General features: G+C 72.2%; 13 protein-coding genes. 9 read left to right on the top strand and 4 right to left on the bottom strand.

What is annotated here, in order from left to right:
* Window positions 1-3 precede the first annotated feature (3 nt).
* Together AB852_RS21025 and AB852_RS21020 are read right to left on the bottom strand one after the other, a co-directional pair.
* Window positions 4-660, bottom strand: coding sequence for an MBL fold metallo-hydrolase (locus tag AB852_RS21025; protein ID WP_073790848.1), 657 nt, complete (start codon window positions 658-660; stop codon window positions 4-6).
* A gap of 111 nt (window positions 661-771) precedes the next feature.
* Window positions 772-1,458 (bottom strand): maleylpyruvate isomerase family mycothiol-dependent enzyme, encoded by a 687-nt coding sequence (locus AB852_RS21020; protein WP_073790846.1) that lies wholly within the window; start codon window positions 1,456-1,458, stop codon window positions 772-774.
* A gap of 240 nt (window positions 1,459-1,698) precedes the next feature.
* Between AB852_RS21020 and uvrA the strand changes: the two genes are divergently transcribed.
* On the top strand, window positions 1,699-4,821 hold the full coding sequence (uvrA, locus tag AB852_RS21015) for an excinuclease ABC subunit UvrA (protein ID WP_073791642.1): 3,123 nt from the start codon (window positions 1,699-1,701) through the stop codon (window positions 4,819-4,821).
* Between the two features lie 82 nt (window positions 4,822-4,903).
* On the opposite strand, the gene AB852_RS21010 is transcribed toward uvrA, so the two are convergent.
* Entirely contained in the window at window positions 4,904-5,833 is a 930-nt protein-coding gene (locus AB852_RS21010) for a carbohydrate kinase family protein (protein WP_073790844.1), read from the bottom strand.
* Between the two features lie 225 nt (window positions 5,834-6,058).
* Here AB852_RS21010 and AB852_RS21005 point away from each other — a divergent pair, with 225 nt between their 5' ends.
* Window positions 6,059-6,490 carry a Rieske (2Fe-2S) protein gene (locus AB852_RS21005; protein WP_073790842.1) on the top strand — a complete coding sequence of 144 codons (432 nt, stop codon included), beginning with the start codon at window positions 6,059-6,061 and terminating at the stop codon, window positions 6,488-6,490.
* Window positions 6,491-6,549: 59 nt separating this feature from the next.
* On the opposite strand, the gene AB852_RS21000 is transcribed toward AB852_RS21005, so the two are convergent.
* Entirely contained in the window at window positions 6,550-7,503 is a 954-nt protein-coding gene (locus AB852_RS21000; RefSeq protein WP_073790840.1) for a hypothetical protein, read from the bottom strand.
* 227 nt (window positions 7,504-7,730) lie between these two features.
* Here AB852_RS21000 and AB852_RS20995 point away from each other — a divergent pair, with 227 nt between their 5' ends.
* From AB852_RS20995 to AB852_RS20965, 7 genes are all read left to right on the top strand, one after another.
* A complete protein-coding gene (locus AB852_RS20995; protein WP_073790838.1) occupies window positions 7,731-8,489 on the top strand; it encodes a papain-like cysteine protease family protein in 759 nt (252 codons plus the stop codon).
* A 5-nt stretch (window positions 8,490-8,494) separates the two neighbouring features.
* Window positions 8,495-9,349 carry a hypothetical protein gene (locus AB852_RS20990; protein WP_073790836.1) on the top strand — a complete coding sequence of 285 codons (855 nt, stop codon included), beginning with the start codon at window positions 8,495-8,497 and terminating at the stop codon, window positions 9,347-9,349.
* Between the two features lie 238 nt (window positions 9,350-9,587).
* Entirely contained in the window at window positions 9,588-11,924 is a 2,337-nt protein-coding gene (uvrC, locus tag AB852_RS20985) for an excinuclease ABC subunit UvrC (protein WP_073790834.1), read from the top strand.
* Window positions 11,921-12,994: an RNase adapter RapZ gene (rapZ, locus tag AB852_RS20980; protein ID WP_079184815.1), complete on the top strand. Its 1,074-nt coding sequence runs from the start codon at window positions 11,921-11,923 to the stop codon at window positions 12,992-12,994. The genes uvrC and rapZ overlap by 4 nt, the downstream gene beginning before the upstream one ends.
* Window positions 12,991-14,043, top strand: coding sequence for a gluconeogenesis factor YvcK family protein (locus AB852_RS20975; protein WP_073790832.1), 1,053 nt, complete (start codon window positions 12,991-12,993; stop codon window positions 14,041-14,043). The genes rapZ and AB852_RS20975 overlap by 4 nt, the downstream gene beginning before the upstream one ends.
* On the top strand, window positions 14,034-15,023 hold the full coding sequence (gene whiA / locus AB852_RS20970; RefSeq protein WP_073790830.1) for a DNA-binding protein WhiA: 990 nt from the start codon (window positions 14,034-14,036) through the stop codon (window positions 15,021-15,023). Before AB852_RS20975 ends, whiA begins: the two co-directional genes overlap by 10 nt.
* Window positions 15,024-15,210: 187 nt before the next feature.
* Window positions 15,211-18,171, top strand: a complete 2,961-nt coding sequence (locus AB852_RS20965) for a M14 family metallopeptidase (RefSeq protein ID WP_073790828.1) — start codon at window positions 15,211-15,213, stop codon at window positions 18,169-18,171.
* Window positions 18,172-18,210 lie beyond the last annotated feature (39 nt).

Raw genomic sequence — 18,210 nt, 5'->3', positions numbered from 1 at the left:
TCCCTACCAGCCGCGCGCCCGCCACTGGGGCAGCTGCGGACGCTCGGCGCCCAGGGTGGTGTCCTTGCCGTGCCCCGGGTAGACCCAGGTCTCGTCGGGCAGGGTGTCGAAGATCTTGGTCTCGACGTCGTGCAGGAGGCTCGCGAACGCCTCCGGGTCCTTGCGGGTGTTGCCGACACCGCCGGGGAAGAGGCAGTCGCCGGTGAATACGTGCGGGTGCCCGTGCGGGTCGTCGTACACCAGGGCGATCGAGCCGGGTGTGTGGCCCTTCAGATGCGCGGCACGCAGTTCCACCTGTCCCACGCGCAGGGTGTCACCGTCCGCCACCGGGACATCGGTGGGCACCGGGATGCCCTCGGTGTCGTAGCGGCCCGCGTAGGTGCGCGCGCCGGTCGCGGCGACGACCTCGGCGAGCGCCTGCCAGTGGTCGGCGTGCCGGTGCGTGGTCACCACGGCGGTGATCCCGTCCGCGCCGATCAGTGTCAGCAGGGTTCGGGCGTCGGCGGCGGCGTCGATCAGCAACTGCTCGTCCGTCGCGCGGCAGCGCAGCAGATACGCGTTGTTCTCCATGGGTCCTACCGCGACCTTGGAGATCATCAGGTTCCGCAGTTCGTGCACATCCGCAGGTCCGCCGACCTTGACCACTCCGCTGTACGTCATGGGGGCCAGCCTACTCAGCGGCCCCCGGCCCCGGGAGGGCGCCGGAGCGGCTGTGGAGCGGCCGGGACCGGGTAGGCCGGCGCTCCGGGTGCCCGGCGCCCTCGGAGCGTGTCAGAGGGGCGGCAGAAGCGGCAGAGGGCCGCCCGTGACGGTCAGGGCGGCGCCGTCGCGGCGGCCCGCGAGCCAGCCGACCAGGTCGGCCTGCCGGCCGGTCACGGTGAGCGGGGTGCCGCCCTGGTGCCCGGTGCGGACCAGCCGTCCGTCGTCCTGCCGGATCAGGACCGCCGGTACGGATTCGAGGCCCCGGAAGCGTTCCGCGAGGAAGTTGATCTCCTGCTGGACGAATCCGGCGGGCAGGTCCTCCAGCTCGTAGCCGATACCGAGGTCCACATGGTGCAGTTCCACCTCCACCAGACGCCGGAAGGGGAGGCGGGAGGCGCTGTCCGTGACGCCGTTGCGCAGTTCCACCGTGCGGGACCAGTCCGCCGGGATCTGGGCCGCCACCGCCAGACGGGTGGAGCTCTCCCGGACGTCCTTGAGGTGGGTCCCCAGGTCGCGGTCGGCGTCCCGCTCGATGTCGGAGTCCCTGGCCCCGGCGCTCGGGTACATCGGATGGCCCCCGAGGACGTTCACCAGTGCGTCGGCGTTGCGGGCCAGGTGGGCGAGGACGTGGCCCCTGCTCCAGCCCGGCAACCGTGACGGCTCGGCCAGCGACGCGTTGTCCAGACCGTTGGCCGCGCTGAGCAGCCGTTCGGTCGCTTCACGTACAGCTGCCAGGTCGCGTACATGATCATTCATGGTCGTCACGATATCCCCGCCACTCGATCGGGTGAAGGTGGCACACCTGGGCCCTAAATCGAATGCACGTGCTATAAGCTCGGTTCAGGCATCGGGCATGCTTGGTAGTCGGGGACCACGGCGCAGCCGGTCCCGCCCAGCAGAAGCAGAACCCGCCCATCGCTGACGGCGGCCCTCATGAGTCCGGGAAGGACGGGGGCGCCGCTCCTGTCGCTTCACTCTAGAAAGGTGCGGACCGGCGTGGCCGACCGTCTCATCGTCCGTGGTGCCCGCGAGCACAATCTGAGGAATGTCTCGCTCGATCTGCCACGCGACTCGCTCATCGTCTTCACGGGTCTGTCGGGCTCGGGCAAGTCCTCGCTCGCCTTCGACACGATCTTCGCCGAGGGCCAGCGGCGCTACGTCGAGTCGCTGTCCTCGTACGCCCGGCAGTTCCTCGGCCAGATGGACAAGCCCGACGTCGACTTCATCGAGGGCCTGTCCCCGGCGGTCTCGATCGACCAGAAGTCCACCTCGCGCAACCCGCGCTCCACGGTCGGCACGATCACCGAGGTGTACGACTACCTCCGGCTGCTCTTCGCGCGGATCGGCAAGCCGCACTGCCCCGAGTGCGGGCGGCCGATCTCCCGGCAGTCCCCGCAGGCGATCGTGGACAGGGTCCTGGAGCTGCCCGAGGGCAGCCGCTTCCAGGTGCTGTCGCCGCTCGTGCGGGAGCGCAAGGGCGAGTTCGTGGAGCTGTTCGCGGACCTCCAGACCAAGGGCTACAGCCGCGCGCGGGTCGACGGCGCGACGATCCAGCTCTCGGAGCCGCCCACCCTGAAGAAGCAGGAGAAGCACACCATCGAGGTGGTCGTCGACCGCCTCACCGTCAAGGACAGCGCCAAGCGGCGGCTCACGGACTCCGTGGAGACCGCGCTGGGGCTCTCCGGCGGCATGGTCGTGCTGGACTTCGTGGATCTCCCCGAGGACGACCCCGAGCGCGAGCGCATGTACTCGGAGCACCTCTACTGCGCCTACGACGACCTGTCGTTCGAGGAGATGGAGCCCCGTTCCTTCTCGTTCAACTCGCCCTTCGGCGCCTGCCCCGATTGCAGCGGCATCGGCACCCGTATGGAGGTCGACCCGGAGCTGATCGTCCCCGACGAGGACAAGTCGCTCGACGAGGGCGCGATCCACCCCTGGTCGCACGGCCACACCAAGGACTACTTCGCGCGGCTGGTCAACGCCCTGGCGGACGCCCTGGGCTTCCGTACGGACATCCCCTTCGCGGGGCTGCCGCAGCGCGCCAGGAAGGCCCTGCTCAACGGCCACCGCACCCAGATCGAGGTCCGCTACCGCAACCGCTACGGCCGTGAGCGGGCCTATACGACCGCCTTCGAGGGCGCCGTGCCGTTCGTGAAGCGGCGGCACAGCGAGGCGGAGAGCGACACCAGCAGGGAGCGCTTCGAGGGCTATATGCGCGAGGTGCCCTGCCCGACCTGCGAGGGCACCCGTCTCAAGCCGATCGTGCTGGCCGTCACCGTCATGGACAAGTCGATCGCCGACGTGGCCGCGATGTCGATCAGCGACTGCGCGGAGTTCCTCGGCGGGATGAAGCTGAACGCCCGGGACAAGCAGATCGCCGAGCGCGTCCTCAAGGAGGTCAACGAACGGCTCCGGTTCCTGGTCGACGTCGGGCTGGACTATCTGTCGCTGAACCGCGCGGCGGGCACCCTGTCCGGCGGTGAGGCCCAGCGCATCCGGCTGGCGACCCAGATCGGCTCCGGCCTGGTGGGTGTGCTGTACGTGCTGGACGAGCCGTCCATCGGGCTGCACCAGCGTGACAACCACCGGCTGATCGAGACACTGGTGCGGCTGCGGGACATGGGCAACACCCTGATCGTGGTGGAGCACGACGAGGACACCATCAAGGTCGCGGACTGGGTGGTGGACATCGGCCCCGGCGCGGGTGAGCACGGTGGCAATGTCGTGCACAGCGGCCCCCTGGCCGATCTGCTGACCAACAGCGAGTCGATCACGGGCACGTATCTGTCCGGGAAGAAGTCCATCCCGCTGCCCGATGTGCGCCGCCCGGTGGACCCCACCCGCCGGCTCACGGTCCACGGCGCCCGTGAGAACAACCTGCGCGACATCGACGTGTCGTTCCCGCTGGGTGTGCTCACCGCTGTCACCGGTGTGTCGGGCTCGGGCAAGTCGACCCTGGTCAACGACATCCTGTACACGCATCTGGCGCGCGAGCTGAACGGCGCCCGAAGCGTCCCCGGGCGGCACACGCGCGTGGAGGGCGACGACCTGGTCGACAAGGTCGTGCATGTCGACCAGTCCCCGATCGGCCGTACCCCGCGCTCCAACCCGGCCACGTACACCGGTGTCTTCGACCATGTGCGCAGACTCTTCGCGGAGACCACGGAGGCGAAGGTGCGCGGCTACCAGCCGGGCCGCTTCTCCTTCAACGTCAAGGGCGGTCGCTGCGAGAACTGCTCCGGCGACGGCACCATCAAGATCGAGATGAACTTCCTGCCCGATGTGTACGTCCCGTGCGAGGTCTGCCACGGAGCGCGTTACAACCGGGAGACGCTGGACGTCCACTACAAGGGCAAGTCCATCGCCGAGGTGCTGGACATGCCCATCGAGGAGGCCCTCGGCTTCTTCGAGGCCGTTCCCGGTATCGCCCGCCACCTGCGGACGCTGTTCGAGGTCGGCCTCGGGTACGTCCGTCTCGGTCAGCCCGCGCCGACCCTGTCCGGTGGTGAGGCGCAGCGGGTGAAGCTCGCCAGCGAGCTCCAGAAGCGGTCGACGGGCCGCACGGTGTACGTCCTCGACGAGCCGACCACAGGTCTGCACTTCGAGGACATCAGCAAGCTGATCACCGTACTGTCCGGGCTGGTCGACAAGGGCAACACGGTCATCGTCATCGAGCACAACCTCGATGTCATCAAGACGGCCGACTGGGTCGTGGACATGGGCCCCGAGGGCGGCAACGGCGGCGGACTCGTCGTCGCCGAGGGCACCCCCGAGGAGGTCGCCGGGGTACCGGCCAGCCACACGGGCAAGTTCCTCCAGGGCGTCCTCGTCCCGCAGGAGCTCACGCCCCCGGCCCGCAAGCGCACGGCGAAGACCCCGGCGGCGAAGACCCCGGCCGTGAAGGCGCCCGCGGCGAAGCGGACGGCCACGAAGCAGACCGCGGCGAAGACGACCGCCAAGGCCACCGCCACCAGGACGACCGCCGCGAAGACGACGGCGGCGAAGCCGGCCACCGCCAAGAAGGCCCCGGCGGCGAAGAGCACGGCCGCCAAGAAGGCGACGGCCGTCAAGAAGGCCCCCGCGAAGCGGGGTTCGACCGCGGCGGCCCGTAAGAGCTGACCCGGTACGACGGCCCGGGGGGTGACACCCGACGCCCGGGTGGTGACACCCGTGAAGCCCCGCATCGCACCGGTGCGGGGCTTCACGCGGTCCCGGAGCCGGGCCCGTCGTCCAGTTCCCGGGCCCACGGGGGCTGCGCGCCCGGCCGGGAGCAGGTGATCGCGGCGGCCCGCGCCGTACGCGTGAGGACATCCCGCCACCGCCGCGCCGACAACGCCGCGACACCGGCGGCGGACAGCGCGTCATGGGCCGCCAGCAGATGCAGCAGGGCGGCACCCGCGGTGTCCCCCGCGCCGATCGTGTCGACCACGTCAACCGGGTGGGACGGCACACTCAGCTCACCACCGTCCCGGGTGTGCACCGTCAGCCCCGCCGCGCCCCGGGTCAGGACCACCGCGCGGGGGCCCGCCGCGAGCCATTCCCGTGGAGTGCCCCCCAGCCAGTCGGCGTCCTCCACGGACAGCTTGAGCACCGTCACGGACGGCAGCCAGGACCGGAACCGCGCGCGGTACGCGTCGGCGCCCGGGACGAGGGCCGCCCGGATGTTGGGGTCCAGCAGCGTGAGGAGCCCGCGCGCGTGGGCCCGCCGCAGCAGCGCCTCGTACGCGCTCGCGCCCGGCTCCAGCACCAGGGAGCAGGTGCCGAAGGCCACCGCGCGCGTCCCGTCCGGCAGCGCCTCGGGCGCCGTGAACAGCCGGTCGGCCGTGCCGTCCACGTAGAAGGTGTACGAGGCGGAGCCGTCCTCACCCACGGACGCGAGCGCCAGGGGTGTCGGCTCCGGGCCCCGCTGGACGGACGACACGTCCACGCCCGCCTCCCGCAGCCCCTTGAGCAGCGCTTCGCCGTAGCCGTCCGTGGCGACCCGCGACAGGAACGCGGTGGGGGAGCCGAGCCGTCCCAGCGCCACGGCGGTGTTGTACGGCCCGCCGCCGGGCCGGGGCAGCAGCGGCGCCAGCGCGTCGGGCCGCTCCGGTACGAGGTCGATGAGGGCTTCTCCGGCGACGACGATCACTGTGGTCCCTTCCGCCGCTCCCGGGTGACGGGTCCCCCTCCCGTCCGGACGGCACGATGTGTGCGGGGTGGCGACCCCGACCGCAGGGTACGTGGGCCCGCCGGCCGCCGGGTTCCCTCCCCGTCACCCCCGCCGGACGGGCCGGGTCGGGGCCGGTAGGGTCGTCCCCGATATCGTCCGACCGGGTGGAATCCGGCCTGACCAGCACGAACCCATGGAGACGCCATGTCAGCGCACCCGACGCCGAGCCGCCGCGCCCTGCTCCAGGGAGCCGCGGCCATCCCGGTGGTCGGACTCGGTCTCGCCGCCTGCTCCACCGAGGGGAGCGGCCGCGCGGCCACGGCCACCCCGACGGCGCCCGTCGACCTGGGCCCCGAAGGGCAGGTCGCGAAGGGCACGACCAGGCTGTTCAAGGACCAGAAGGTGGTCGTCACGCGCGCGCGTGACGGTGCCCTCACCGCGTACGGCAGTGTGTGCACGCACGCCGCGTGCCCGATCAACAAGATGGAGGGCACCACCTTGATCTGCCCGTGCCACGGCAGCCGTTTCGACGCCACCTCGGGTGAGGTGCTGAAGAGCCCGGCCACGGTGCCGCTGCCCCAGGTGCCGGTCCGGGTCGAGAACGGACGACTGGTCGCCGGGCCCACCGAGGCCTGACAGCGACGGCGGCGACAACGGCCGACCGGGGCCCGACCGACCGGGGCGCGACCGGCCGGTCAGTCCCAGTCCCAGTCGATGCCCAGCAGCCCGGCCCGCACCTGCGGCTCCACGAAGTGCACACAGCGGTGGCGGCCGTTCAGGTCCAGCTCGTGGCGGGCCTGGCGCGGGGCCGCCGCCGAGTGCTGGACGAACCGGTGGGAGCGCACCGGCAGCGCCTCCTCCGCGAACCGCACCTGGAGCAGGTACTGGCCGCCCGCGAAGCTGAAACCCCGCACGTACTCCTGGGAGGCGCCCGCGGTGCCGTCCTCGAAGGCGTAGCGGAACACATGGGTGTCACCCGCGCGCAGCCGGGTGTCGAACAGGAACTCGGCCACCAGGACGCCGGTGGCGCCGTGCCAGCGGACCCGGCCCGTACGGCAGTTCTCCAGCGCGCCGACCGTCACCCGCTCCGGCGCGCAGCCCGGGTCGCCGTGATGGATGGCGACATAGCGGTCGACGCCGTCCTTGTGCGCGCGCACCACATGGTGGGACTCCCGGCCGAGGAGTTCGCGCCGGGCGCCGATGCTGACCCGCTCGTGGTGCCCGATCGTGTGCAGCCCTCCGTCGAGCGGGGACCCCAGCTCGCCGAGCAGCCGCTCCAGCACGCCCGACGCCTCCACCAGGGACCGGTAGGTGCGGGCCGCCGGGCGCCGCGGCCCGCCGACGCCCCCGGGCTGCGCCAGCAGCCGGATCAGGGACTCCTCGGGCAGTTCGAGGATCTCCTCCAGGGCGCGGACCGCGCGCAGCGACTCCGGGCGCTGCGGGCGGCGGGCGCCCTGCTGCCAGTAACTCAGGCTCGTCACCCCCACCTTGACGCCCTGGCGCGCGAGATGGTGCTGGACCCGCTGGAGCGACAGGCTGCGCGCGGCGATCGCGGCCCGCAGGGCGGCGTGGAAGGGCCCCGCCCGCAGCGCGGCGTCCAGTTCCTGTTCCTCGGCGGGAGCGTTCGACGGGGGTGTGCCGTGCCGCATCAGGAGGGCCTCTCTGTGAATGTCCACAACGGCTCCACGGGCCGTTGACGCTGGTGCCGGGGGTGGCCTGGTCGCCGTCCCTGGCTTGTTCACATCGGTGTGCCCCCGTTCACGGACTCACGTCATCCCGCATTGAATCGTGTTGACCTGCACCGGACAACACTTGATGCTCATCCCAGCGTCCGGACGCGCTCCTCCAGTCACCCCACCCCCACGGGAGGATCGCGATGCGCCACAGACATCCCCGTACCCACCGAACCCGACGGCCCGCGCTGCTCGCGGCGACGGCCGCCGCGGCGGCCCTGGCCGCCCTCACCGCGCCCATGGCCTCCGCGGCACCCGTCCCGGGCCCGTCCGCGGTCTCCTGGCAGCAGGCGGGCCCCACGGCCCCGCTCGGCACCGCCGGGACCCCCATGGCCCCCTCCCATGCCCAGACGGCCCCGTCCGAGGTCGGCGTCCCCGGCACCCGGCCGGGACCGGCCGGCCCCGGTGACGTCTCCGCACTCGCCACCAAGCGGCTGAACATCACCATGCAGGCCCAGCAGAAGACCAACTGGTGCTGGGCGGCGGCGGGCAACACCATCGCCGCCTGGTACGGCCGCTCCTACTCGCAGAACCAGTTCTGCAACGCCGCCTTCGGCCGGTCGCAGAACAGCACGTGCCCCAACTCGCAGGCCACCCTGGGTGATGTCCAGACCGGTCTGCGCTGGACCGGCGTCAGTCCCGGCTCCTATGTGAACGGCTGGCTCCGCTACCCGGCCCTCCAGACCGAGATCAACGCCGACCGGCCCGTCGAGACCCGCATCCAGTGGTCCGCCGGCGGCGGCCATATGCACGTCCTGTACGGCTACGACGACTCGGGCAGCTGGGTGTACTGGGGCGACCCGTGGCCCAGCAGCAACCGCTACAGCTGGGCGTCGCACTCCTGGTACGTCAACAACAACACCTTCAGCTGGACCCACTCCCTCTACCGGATCGGGGCGTGAGAAGCGTGCGACCCACGACACGACACCTGACCCCGGCCCGCACCCTGTCGCGCGCCGCCCTCACCGTCACCGCCGCCGCCCTGCTCACGGGGCTCGCGGCGCCCACGGCAGGCGCCGACCCCGACCCCTCGGCGGCGAGCCGGGCGGCCGCGGACAAGGCGGCCACCGCACCGGCCGCCATGGAGACCCTCACCCGCTTCTTCGACCGGGACGGCACCCGCGCGCGGGTGGCCGGTGAACCGCGTGTCGACGGGGAGGCGGTACCCGTGTACCACCTGTCCCGGGACTTCGCCGCGGGCAAGCGGGGCGCGCCGATCGCGGTACCCGTCCACCACGCGAGCCGCGCGGTGTCCGCCGACGGCCGTACGGCGTCCCTGTGGACGGCCCGTCACGAGGGCGTGTGGCAGGTGGTGAACATCGCCACCGGTGACGACGAGACCCGCTACACGGCTCTGGGCGAACGGAGGCTGCCCGGGGGGACCGTGTTCCAGGAGCCGCAGATAGGCGCCTGGTTCGTGCAGCGCGACGCGCGCGTGGTGCCTCTCGACAAGGAGGCGCGCACCGCGGTGGGCACCGACGGCACCAGTCTGAACGCCTACCGTGACCGGGTACGGCGTGCGTACGGCGACAAGCTGCCGGGCTCCGCCTACGCCAAGTCCGGCAAGGCGGGCGGCTACGGACCGGCCCAGCAGGACACCCGCCCGGACGCCGGTGCCGGGGCACCCGCGCGGGCGGCGGCCCCGGACGACCCGCTGAACGTCTCCGTCGCGGTGGCCTCGGGCGCGGCGGGCGTGGGTCTGCTCGCCACGCTGCTGTGGGCGGGTGCCGCGCTGCGGCGGCGCGTGCCTCCCGGCCGCTGACCGGCGTCCCGGGGCGTGGATGAGGCCCGCCCCCCTCCACGCCCCGGGACGGCACGCTGCCGGGGCCCCGCGGGAACCACACACCGCCCGCGGGGGCCCCGGCCGGGCGCCACGGGCCCCGGGCGGGCCGGTGCGGCACCGGAGGACCCCGGTGCCGCACCGGCCCGTACCCGTGCCCGCACCCCGGGGCAGGGCCGTCGGGGCACGGCTGTCGGTGGCCGCAAGTAGGGTGTGAGACATGGCCGACCCCTCCAGCTATCGCCCCAAGCCGGGACAGATCCCCGACTCGCCGGGGGTCTACAAGTTCCGTGACGAGCACCTCCGGGTGATCTACGTCGGCAAGGCGAAGAGCCTGCGCCAGCGGCTCGCGAGCTACTTCCAGGACCTCGCGGGTCTGCATCCGCGTACCCGCACGATGGTCACCACGGCCGCGTCCGTGGAGTGGACGGTGGTGTCCACCGAGGTCGAGGCCCTCCAGCTCGAATACTCCTGGATCAAGGAGTTCGACCCCCGGTTCAACGTCAAGTACCGCGACGACAAGAGCTACCCCTACCTCGCGGTGACGATGAACGAGGAGTTCCCCCGCGTCCAGGTGATGCGCGGTCAGAAACGCAAGGGCGTACGGTACTTCGGGCCGTACGGGCACGCCTGGGCGATCCGGGACACGGTCGACCTGCTGCTGCGGGTCTTCCCGGTACGGACCTGCTCGGCGGGCGTCTTCAAGAACGCCGCGCGCACCGGCCGCCCCTGTCTCCTCGGCTACATCGGCAAGTGCTCCGCGCCCTGCGTCGGCCGGATCAGCCCCGAGGACCACCGCGAACTGGCCGACGAGTTCAGCGACTTCATGGCCGGACGCACCGGCACGTACATCCGCCGCCTGGAACAGAGCATGACCGACGCCGCCGAGGAGATGGAGTACGAGCGGGCCGCCCGGCTGCGCGACGACATCGGGGCGCTGCGCAAGGCGATGGAGAAGAGCGCGGTCGTCCTCGCGGACGCCACCGACGCGGATCTGATCGCCCTCGCGGAGGACGAGCTGGAAGCGGCCGTGCAGATCTTCCATGTGCGCGGCGGCCGGGTGCGCGGCCAGCGTGGCTGGGTCACCGACAAGGTCGAGGCGGTCACCACGGGTGACCTGGTGGAGCACGCCATCCAGCAGCTCTACGGCGAGGAGAGCGGTGACGCCGTGCCCCGCGAGGTCCTCGTCCCCGCGCTGCCCGACCCGGCGGAGCCGGTCCAGGAGTGGCTGACCGGCCGCCGGGGGGCGAACGTCTCGCTGCGGGTGCCGCAGCGCGGCGACAAGAAGGCCCTCATGGAGACCGTCGCGCGCAACGCCCAGCAGTCCCTCGTGCTGCACAAGACCAAGCGCGCCTCCGACCTCACCACCCGCTCGCGCGCGCTGGAGGAGATCGCCGTCGCCCTGGAGCTGGACAGCGCCCCGCTGCGTATCGAGTGCTACGACATCTCGCACTTCCAGGGTGACGACGTGGTCGCCTCGATGGTCGTCTTCGAGGACGGTCTCGCCCGCAAGAGCGAGTACCGGCGGTTCCAGATCAAGGGCCGCGCGGGGGACACCCAGCTCTGGCACGGCGAGGGCCAGGACGACGTCCGCTCCATGCACGAGGTGATCACCCGCCGTTTCCGGCGCTATCTCCAGGAGAAGGAGCGCACGGGGGAGTGGACCCAGCCGCCCGACCCCGCCGACGCGGAAGCCACCGTGCCCGCCGGCCCGACCGCGCCCGGCGGCCTCCCTGTGTCCGACGGCCCGGCCGCGCCCGGTGAGCTCGCGCCGTCCGCCGACCCGGCTGCGGACACCGGCACAGGCACCGACCCGGCCGCGGACACCGGCACCGCTGACCCCACCGCACCGGCCCCGTCCGCCGCCCTGACCGAGCCCGCCGCGCCCACGGCACCCGACGCTGCCACGGCCCCCGCCGCCCCCGCCGAGGACGCCCCGCCCGTCGTCCTGCGGGCCGACGGCACGCCCGAGGCGCCCCTCGGCCCCACCGACGACGACGGGCGGCCCAAGCGCTTCGCGTACCCGCCGCAGCTCGTGGTGGTCGACGGCGGACAGCCGCAGGTCGCCGCCGCCCGGCGCGCGCTGGACGAGCTGGGCATCGACGACATCGCCGTCTGCGGGCTCGCCAAGCGCCTCGAAGAGGTGTGGGTGCCCGGCGAGGACGACCCCGTGATCCTGCCCCGCACCAGTGAGGGCCTGTATCTGCTCCAGCGGGTGCGGGACGAGGCCCACCGCTTCGCGATCACCTATCAGCGGGCCAAGCGCGCCAAACGCTTCCGCGCGGGCCCGCTGGACGACGTCCCCGGCCTGGGGGATGCCCGCAAGCAGGCCCTGATCAAGCATTTCGGTTCGGTGAAGAGGCTCCGGTCGGCCACAATCGACGAGATCTGCGAGGTGCCCGGCATAGGCCGCAAGACGGCCCTGACGATCGCCGCGGCCCTCGCGGAAGCGGCTCCGGCCGCACCCGCCGTGAACACGGCGACCGGAGAGATCATCGAAGACGAGGAACCCGTGTCCGCGGGCACCTCGGACAACCGACGGGGGCAGGAGCCATGACCGATCGACACGCACACGACGCCACGGGTGACACGGACGCCACAGGTGACGGGGCGGACACCACGTCCGCCCCGGGTGACGGCGGCGAGCGGGGCACCACCGACGGCCCCGCGGCCCAGGGCGAGCACGGCGAGCACACAGAACCGGACAAAGACGGAGCACAGGTGAGTACGGGCGCGACGATCGACACCCCCGGGGTCCCCGAGGCGGCCATTCCCGAGCTGGTGATCATCTCGGGGATGTCCGGCGCGGGCCGCTCCACCGCGGCGAAGTGTCTGGAGGACCTCGGCTGGTTCGTGGTCGACAACCTGCCGCCCGCGCTGATCCCCACCATGGTGGAGCTCGGCGCCCGCTCCCAGGGCAACGTCGCCCGGATCGCCGTCGTCGTGGACGTCCGCGGCCGGCGCTTCTTCGACAACCTCCGCGAGTCCCTCGCCGACCTGGAGTCCAAGCACGTCACCCGGCGCATCGTCTTCCTGGAGTCCTCCGACGACGCCCTGGTCCGCCGCTTCGAGGGCGTGCGCCGCCCGCACCCCCTCCAGGGCGACGGCCGGATCGTCGACGGCATCGCCGCCGAACGCGAACTCCTGCGCGAGCTGCGCGGTGACGCCGACCTGGTGATCGACACCTCCAGCCTGAACGTCCACGAGCTGCGCGCCAAGATGGACGCCCAGTTCGCGGGCGAGGAGGAGCCCGAGCTGCGGGCCACCGTGATGTCGTTCGGCTTCAAGTACGGGCTGCCCGTCGACGCGGACCTCGTCGTCGACATGCGCTTCCTGCCCAATCCGCACTGGGTCCCCGAGCTGCGTCCCTTCACCGGGCTCAACGAGGAGGTCTCGGCCTACATCTTCAACCAGCCCGGTGCCAAGGAGTTCCTGGACCGCTACGCCGAGCTGCTGCGGCTCATCGCCGCCGGGTACCGCCGCGAGGGCAAGCGCTATGTGACCATCGCCGTCGGCTGCACCGGCGGCAAGCACCGCTCCGTCGCCATGTCGGAGAAGCTCGCCGCACGGCTGGCCGCCGAGGGCGTCGAGACCGTCGTCGTCCACCGGGACATGGGACGCGAATGACCGGGCGCACACTCCGGTTGCGCCGCTTGGGCCGCACCACCCCCCTCCGTCCGGGTGAAAAGCCCGAGCGGGTCCGCCGCCGCGGCGCACAGCCCAAGGTCGTCGCCCTCGGCGGCGGCATGGGCCTGTCCGCGTCCCTCGCCGGACTGCGCCGGATCACCGGCGATCTCACCGCCGTGGTCACCGTCGCGGACGACGGCGGCTCCAGCGGCCGTCTCCGCGATGAGCTGGGCGTTCTTCCCCCTGGGGACCTCCGCAAGGCGCTCGCCGCGCTGTGCGGGGACGACGACTGGGGGCAGACCTGGGCCCGGGTGATCCAGCACCGTTTCCAGTCCGGTGGCGAGATGCACGGACACGCCGTCGGCAATCTGCTGATCGTCGCCCTGTGGGAGCAGCTCGGCGATCATGTGCTCGCGCTGGACCTGGTGGGCAAGCTGCTGGGCGCGCAGGGCCGTGTACTGCCCATGTCGGCGGTGCCGCTGGAGCTGGAAGCCCTGGTCAGAGGGCATGACCCGGATCGTCCCGATGACGTGGACACGGTCCGTGGACAGGCCACCGTGGCGCTCACCCCCGGTGAGGTGCAGTCGGTGCACCTGGTGCCCAACGATCCGCCCGCCGTACCGGAGGCCGTGGGGGCCGTCCTGGACGCCGACTGGGTGGTCCTGGGGCCCGGTTCATGGTTCTCCTCGGTGATCCCGCACCTCCTGGTGCCGGAGCTGAGGGACGCCCTGACCGAGACGAAGGCGCGCCGGGTGCTCGCGCTGAACCTCGCCCCCCAACCCGGAGAAACCGAGGGGTTCTCCCCGCAGCGTCATTTGGAGGTTTTGGGACGACACGCCCCTAAACTCGCCCTGGACGTGGTGCTCGCCGACGAGGCCGCCGTGCCGGACCGTGACTCGCTCGCCGAAGCCGCCCAGGGCTTCGGGGCCACGGTCGAACTGGCCCCGGTCGCCCGGACCGACGGCAGCCCCAGGCACGATCCGGAGCTGTTGGCCGCCGCGTACGACCGTATTTTTCGGATGCATGGAAGGATCGGCCCATGGCGATGACGGCAGCGGTGAAGGATGAGATTTCCCGGCTTCCCGTCACCCGGACCTGCTGCAGAAAGGCGGAGGTCTCGTCGATCCTGCGGTTCGCGGGCGGGCTGCACCTGGTCAGCGGACGCATCGTGATCGAGGCGGAGCTGGACACCGCGATGGCGGCCCGCCGGCTCAAGCGGGACATCCTGGAGATCTTCGGGCACAGCTCGGAGCTGATCGTGATGGCGCCCGGCGGGCTGCGCCGCGGCTCGCGGTTCGTGGTCCGCGTCGTCGCGGGCGGTGACCAGCTCGCCCGGCAGACGGGCCTCGTGGACGGCCGCGGCCGTCCCATCCGGGGGCTGCCGCCGCAGGTGGTCTCCGGGGCCACCTGTGACGCCGAGGCGGCATGGCGCGGGGCGTTCCTGGCGCACGGCTCGCTCACCGAGCCCGGCCGCTCCTCGTCGCTGGAGGTGACCTGCCCCGGACCGGAGGCGGCGCTGGCGCTGGTCGGGGCGGCCCGTCGGCTCCAGATCGGGGCGAAGGCCCGTGAGGTGCGCGGGGTGGACCGGGTCGTCGTCCGGGACGGGGACGCGATCGGTGCCCTGCTGACCCGTCTCGGTGCCCATGAGTCGGTCCTGGCGTGGGAGGAGCGGCGGATGCGGCGCGAGGTGCGCGCCACCGCGAACCGCCTCGCCAACTTCGACGACGCCAATCTGCGGCGGTCCGCGCGGGCCGCGGTGGCGGCGGGCGCGCGGGTGCAGCGGGCGCTGGAGATCCTCGCGGACGAGGTGCCCGAGCATCTGGCGGCGGCCGGCCGGCTGCGGATGGAGCACAAGCAGGCGTCGCTGGAGGAGCTGGGCGCGCTCGCCGACCCGCCGCTGACCAAGGACGCGGTGGCCGGGCGTATCCGGCGGCTGCTGGCGATGGCCGACAAGCGCGCGTCCGACCTGGGCATCCCGGGGACGGAGTCCAATCTCACCGAGGACATGGCCGACAACCTGGTCGGCTGAGCAGCCGTTTCTCTTCCCTGAGCCCGGCGGGGTGCCGGGGAGCCGCGTGACCGTACGTGGCTCCCGTGCCCCCGCCGGGTTCTCGCTTGCCGTGAGAAAGGCTGAAAACACTCCATTGACATGATCATGAAGGGCGGTGAGCCTGGCACGCGCCCACAAAAGTGCAGGACCACCACCAGGGGTACAGATGAGACGAAGAGCGAGAGCGATCCTCGCGACGGGCGCGTTGTTCCTCGGCGGACTCACCGCCGCACCTCTCGGCCAGGCCGGGGCGCTGGAGCGGACCGCGCCGGCCGCGACGGACGACGCGGAGGCCGTCAAGGTCTTCGAGGCGGACGTCACCCGCGAGCAGATACCGCTCCTCCTGAAGGCCGGCCAGGACGCCCACGAGCTCTCCGAACGGGCACCCGAGCGCGGCACCGCGCGCGTCGAGCTGTACCTCACCGACCGCCAGGCCCGGAATCTGGAGGGCCAGGGCGTCGACGTCACCGAACGCCAGGTCTCCGCCGCCGCGGAGCGACGCGTCGCCGCGGCGGGCGACGGGGTGTACCGCCCGTACAGCGGACCGGGCGGGCTCAAGGATGAGATCGTCCGCACCGGGCAGGCCCACCCGGGGCTCACCAAGGTCGTCTCCATCGGGAAGTCCCAGGGCGGCCAGGACATCCTCGCGGTGAAGGTCAGCAAGGGCGCCCGCACCACCAAGGACGGCGCCCGGCCCGCGACCCTGTACATGTCGAACCAGCACGCCCGGGAATGGATCACCCCGGAGATGACCCGGCGGTTGCTGCACCACTACCTCGACAACTACCGCAGCGACAAGCGGATCAAGAAGCTGGTGGACACCACCGAACTGTGGTTCGTGCTGTCCGCCAACCCCGACGGCTACGACTTCACCCACGCCGCCGACGGTGAGCGCCAGTGGCGCAAGAACCTGCGCGACATCGACGGCGACGGCCGGATCACCGCGGGCGACGGCGTCGACCTCAACCGCAACTTCCCCTACAAATGGGGCTACGACGACGAGGGCTCGTCCCCTGCGCCCTCCTCGGAGACCTACCGCGGCGCGAGCCCCGGCTCCGAGCCCGAGACCCGGGCCATCGACCGCTTCCAGAAGCGCATCGGCTTCGAGTACGGCGTCAACTACCACTCCGCCGCCGAACTGATCCTCTACGGCGTCGGCTGGCAGGTGGCCACCAACACCCCCGACGACGTCCTGTACAAGGCCCTCGCAGGCACCCCCGAGAAGCCCGCGATACCCGGCTACCGCCCCCAGGTCTCCTCCGAGCTGTACACGACCAACGGCGAGGCCGACGGCCACGCGGGCAACGTGAACGGCATCGCGATGTTCACCCCCGAGATGTCGACCTGCCAGACCATCTCGCAGCGCTACCCCGACGACGCCTGGAACGCCCAGGACTGCGCCTCCGTCTTCACCTTCCCGGACGACGAGAAGCTGATCCAGGAGGAGTTCACCGCCAACCTGCCCTTCGCGCTCGCCGTGGCGGAGACCGCGTCCCGCCCCGACCGTCCCGTGTCCGTCACCGGGATCGACGCCCCCGACTTCACCCCGCACCCCTTCACCACGTCCTACGCGCGCGGGGCCGACCAGGAGGTCGCCGTCACCGCCCGCAAGTCCGTGCGGGACAAGGAGCTCAACTACCGGATCAACGGCGGCCGGACGCACGACGAGGACCTGCGCGGCTGGAAGGGCGGCGAGACCTTCGGCGGCGAGGACAACCTGTACTTCGACGAGTACCGCGCGCGGATCGAGGACGCCCGCCCCGGTGACCGGGTCGAGGTCTGGTTCACCGGCCGCACCCGTTCCGGCAAGGTCGCGAGCGAACCCTTCACGTACACGGTCGCCGAGCGCCCCAGGGCCTCGGTCCTCGTGGTCGCCGAGGAAGGCGCCGCCGCCACCCAGACGGCCTCCTACGTCGCCGCGCTCAAGGCCAACGGCCGATCCGCCGCCGTCTGGGACGTCGCCACCCAGGGCGTCCCGCACGCCCTCGGTGTGCTGGCGCACTTCCCGTCCGTCGTGCACTACACCGGCGCCGTCACCCCCGGCGCGCCCACCCAGCTCGCGCTGCGCGCCTACCTCAACGAGGGCGGCAAGCTGATCGAGTCCGGCGAACGCGCGGGCGGCAACGTCAACCTGGGACGCGCCTCCTCCAACGACTTCGCCCAGTACTACCTCGGGGCGTACGAGCGGCTGACGGCGCCCGGGGTCACCTCGTTCACCGGTGAGGGCGCGCTCAGCGGCACCGGGACCCCGCTCGCCGGGGCCGCGGGCAACCCGCTGGACGCCCCCAGCCGCTATCTCGTCACGTCCGACTCGCTGCCCGCGGCGCAGTTTCCGCAGTTCCGCAGCGCTCCGGCGGGCGGCTACCCGGGGCTCGTCAACCCGTACGCGCCGCAGACCGGCCAGGGCATGGCCTCGGCCGTCCACGACGACCGGGACTGGAAGCGGCTGACCCGCACCGTCGACCTCACCGGGGTCTCCGCCGCCGACGCCCCCGAACTGCGGACGGCGCTCAACTGGAACGTCGAGAACCGCTACGACCATGTGCTGCTGGAGGCGCACACCGAGGGCGCCGACGACTGGACGACGCTCCCCGACAGGAACGGCGCCAGTTCCACGGACGCGCCCGTCGAGTGCGAGGCCGGGTACTTCGTCAACGGGCACCCGTTCCTGCGGCATTACCTGACCCTGGGGGCCGGTGCCTGCGCGAACACCGGCACCACGGGCTCGTGGAACAGCTTCACCGGCTCGTCCGGCGGCTGGAAGCAGGTCGCGTTCGACCTCAGCGCCTACGCGGGCAAGAAGGTCGAGCTGTCGCTGAGCTACGTCACCGACCCGGGCAGCGGTGAGCGCGGCGTCTTCGCCGACCAGGCTCAGCTCGTCGTCGGCGGCATCGCGCGGGACACCGAGGGCTTCGAGGCGTCGCTCGGCACCTGGAGCGTCGCCCCGGCCCCGGCCGGCAGCCCCACGGTGACCGGCGACTGGGCCCGCACCGGTGAGCTGTACCGCTCGTACGCGGCCGTCACCGCGCGTGACAGTGTGCTGCTGGGCTTCGGCTTCGAGCATGTGCCCGGCGCGGCCGAGCGGGCCGCCCTGATGGGCAAGGCGCTGGCCTCCCTGCGGCGCTGACCGCCCCCGGGAGGCCCGGGGCCGACCGTCGGCCTCCCG

This window comes from Streptomyces uncialis (assembly GCF_001905345.1).
Lineage (GTDB): Bacteria > Actinomycetota > Actinomycetes > Streptomycetales > Streptomycetaceae > Streptomyces > Streptomyces uncialis.
This window is presented reverse-complemented; position numbering and strand designations above follow the sequence as displayed.

What these genes read in the sequence shown, in the direction of transcription:
- AB852_RS21005 (WP_073790842.1), top strand. Translation starts at nt 6,059, where the DNA reads ATGTCAGCGCACCCGACGCCGAGCCGCCGCGCCCTGCTCCAGGGAGCC.
- whiA (WP_073790830.1), top strand. Translation starts at nt 14,034, where the DNA reads ATGGCGATGACGGCAGCGGTGAAGGATGAGATTTCCCGGCTTCCCGTC.
- AB852_RS21020 (WP_073790846.1), bottom strand. Translation starts at nt 1,458, where the DNA reads ATGAATGATCATGTACGCGACCTGGCAGCTGTACGTGAAGCGACCGAA.
- AB852_RS20965 (WP_073790828.1), top strand. Translation starts at nt 15,211, where the DNA reads ATGAGACGAAGAGCGAGAGCGATCCTCGCGACGGGCGCGTTGTTCCTC.
- AB852_RS21025 (WP_073790848.1), bottom strand. Translation starts at nt 660, where the DNA reads ATGACGTACAGCGGAGTGGTCAAGGTCGGCGGACCTGCGGATGTGCAC.
- AB852_RS20975 (WP_073790832.1), top strand. Translation starts at nt 12,991, where the DNA reads ATGACCGGGCGCACACTCCGGTTGCGCCGCTTGGGCCGCACCACCCCC.
- AB852_RS20995 (WP_073790838.1), top strand. Translation starts at nt 7,731, where the DNA reads ATGCGCCACAGACATCCCCGTACCCACCGAACCCGACGGCCCGCGCTG.
- uvrC (WP_073790834.1), top strand. Translation starts at nt 9,588, where the DNA reads ATGGCCGACCCCTCCAGCTATCGCCCCAAGCCGGGACAGATCCCCGAC.
- AB852_RS21000 (WP_073790840.1), bottom strand. Translation starts at nt 7,503, where the DNA reads ATGCGGCACGGCACACCCCCGTCGAACGCTCCCGCCGAGGAACAGGAA.
- rapZ (WP_079184815.1), top strand. Translation starts at nt 11,921, where the DNA reads ATGACCGATCGACACGCACACGACGCCACGGGTGACACGGACGCCACA.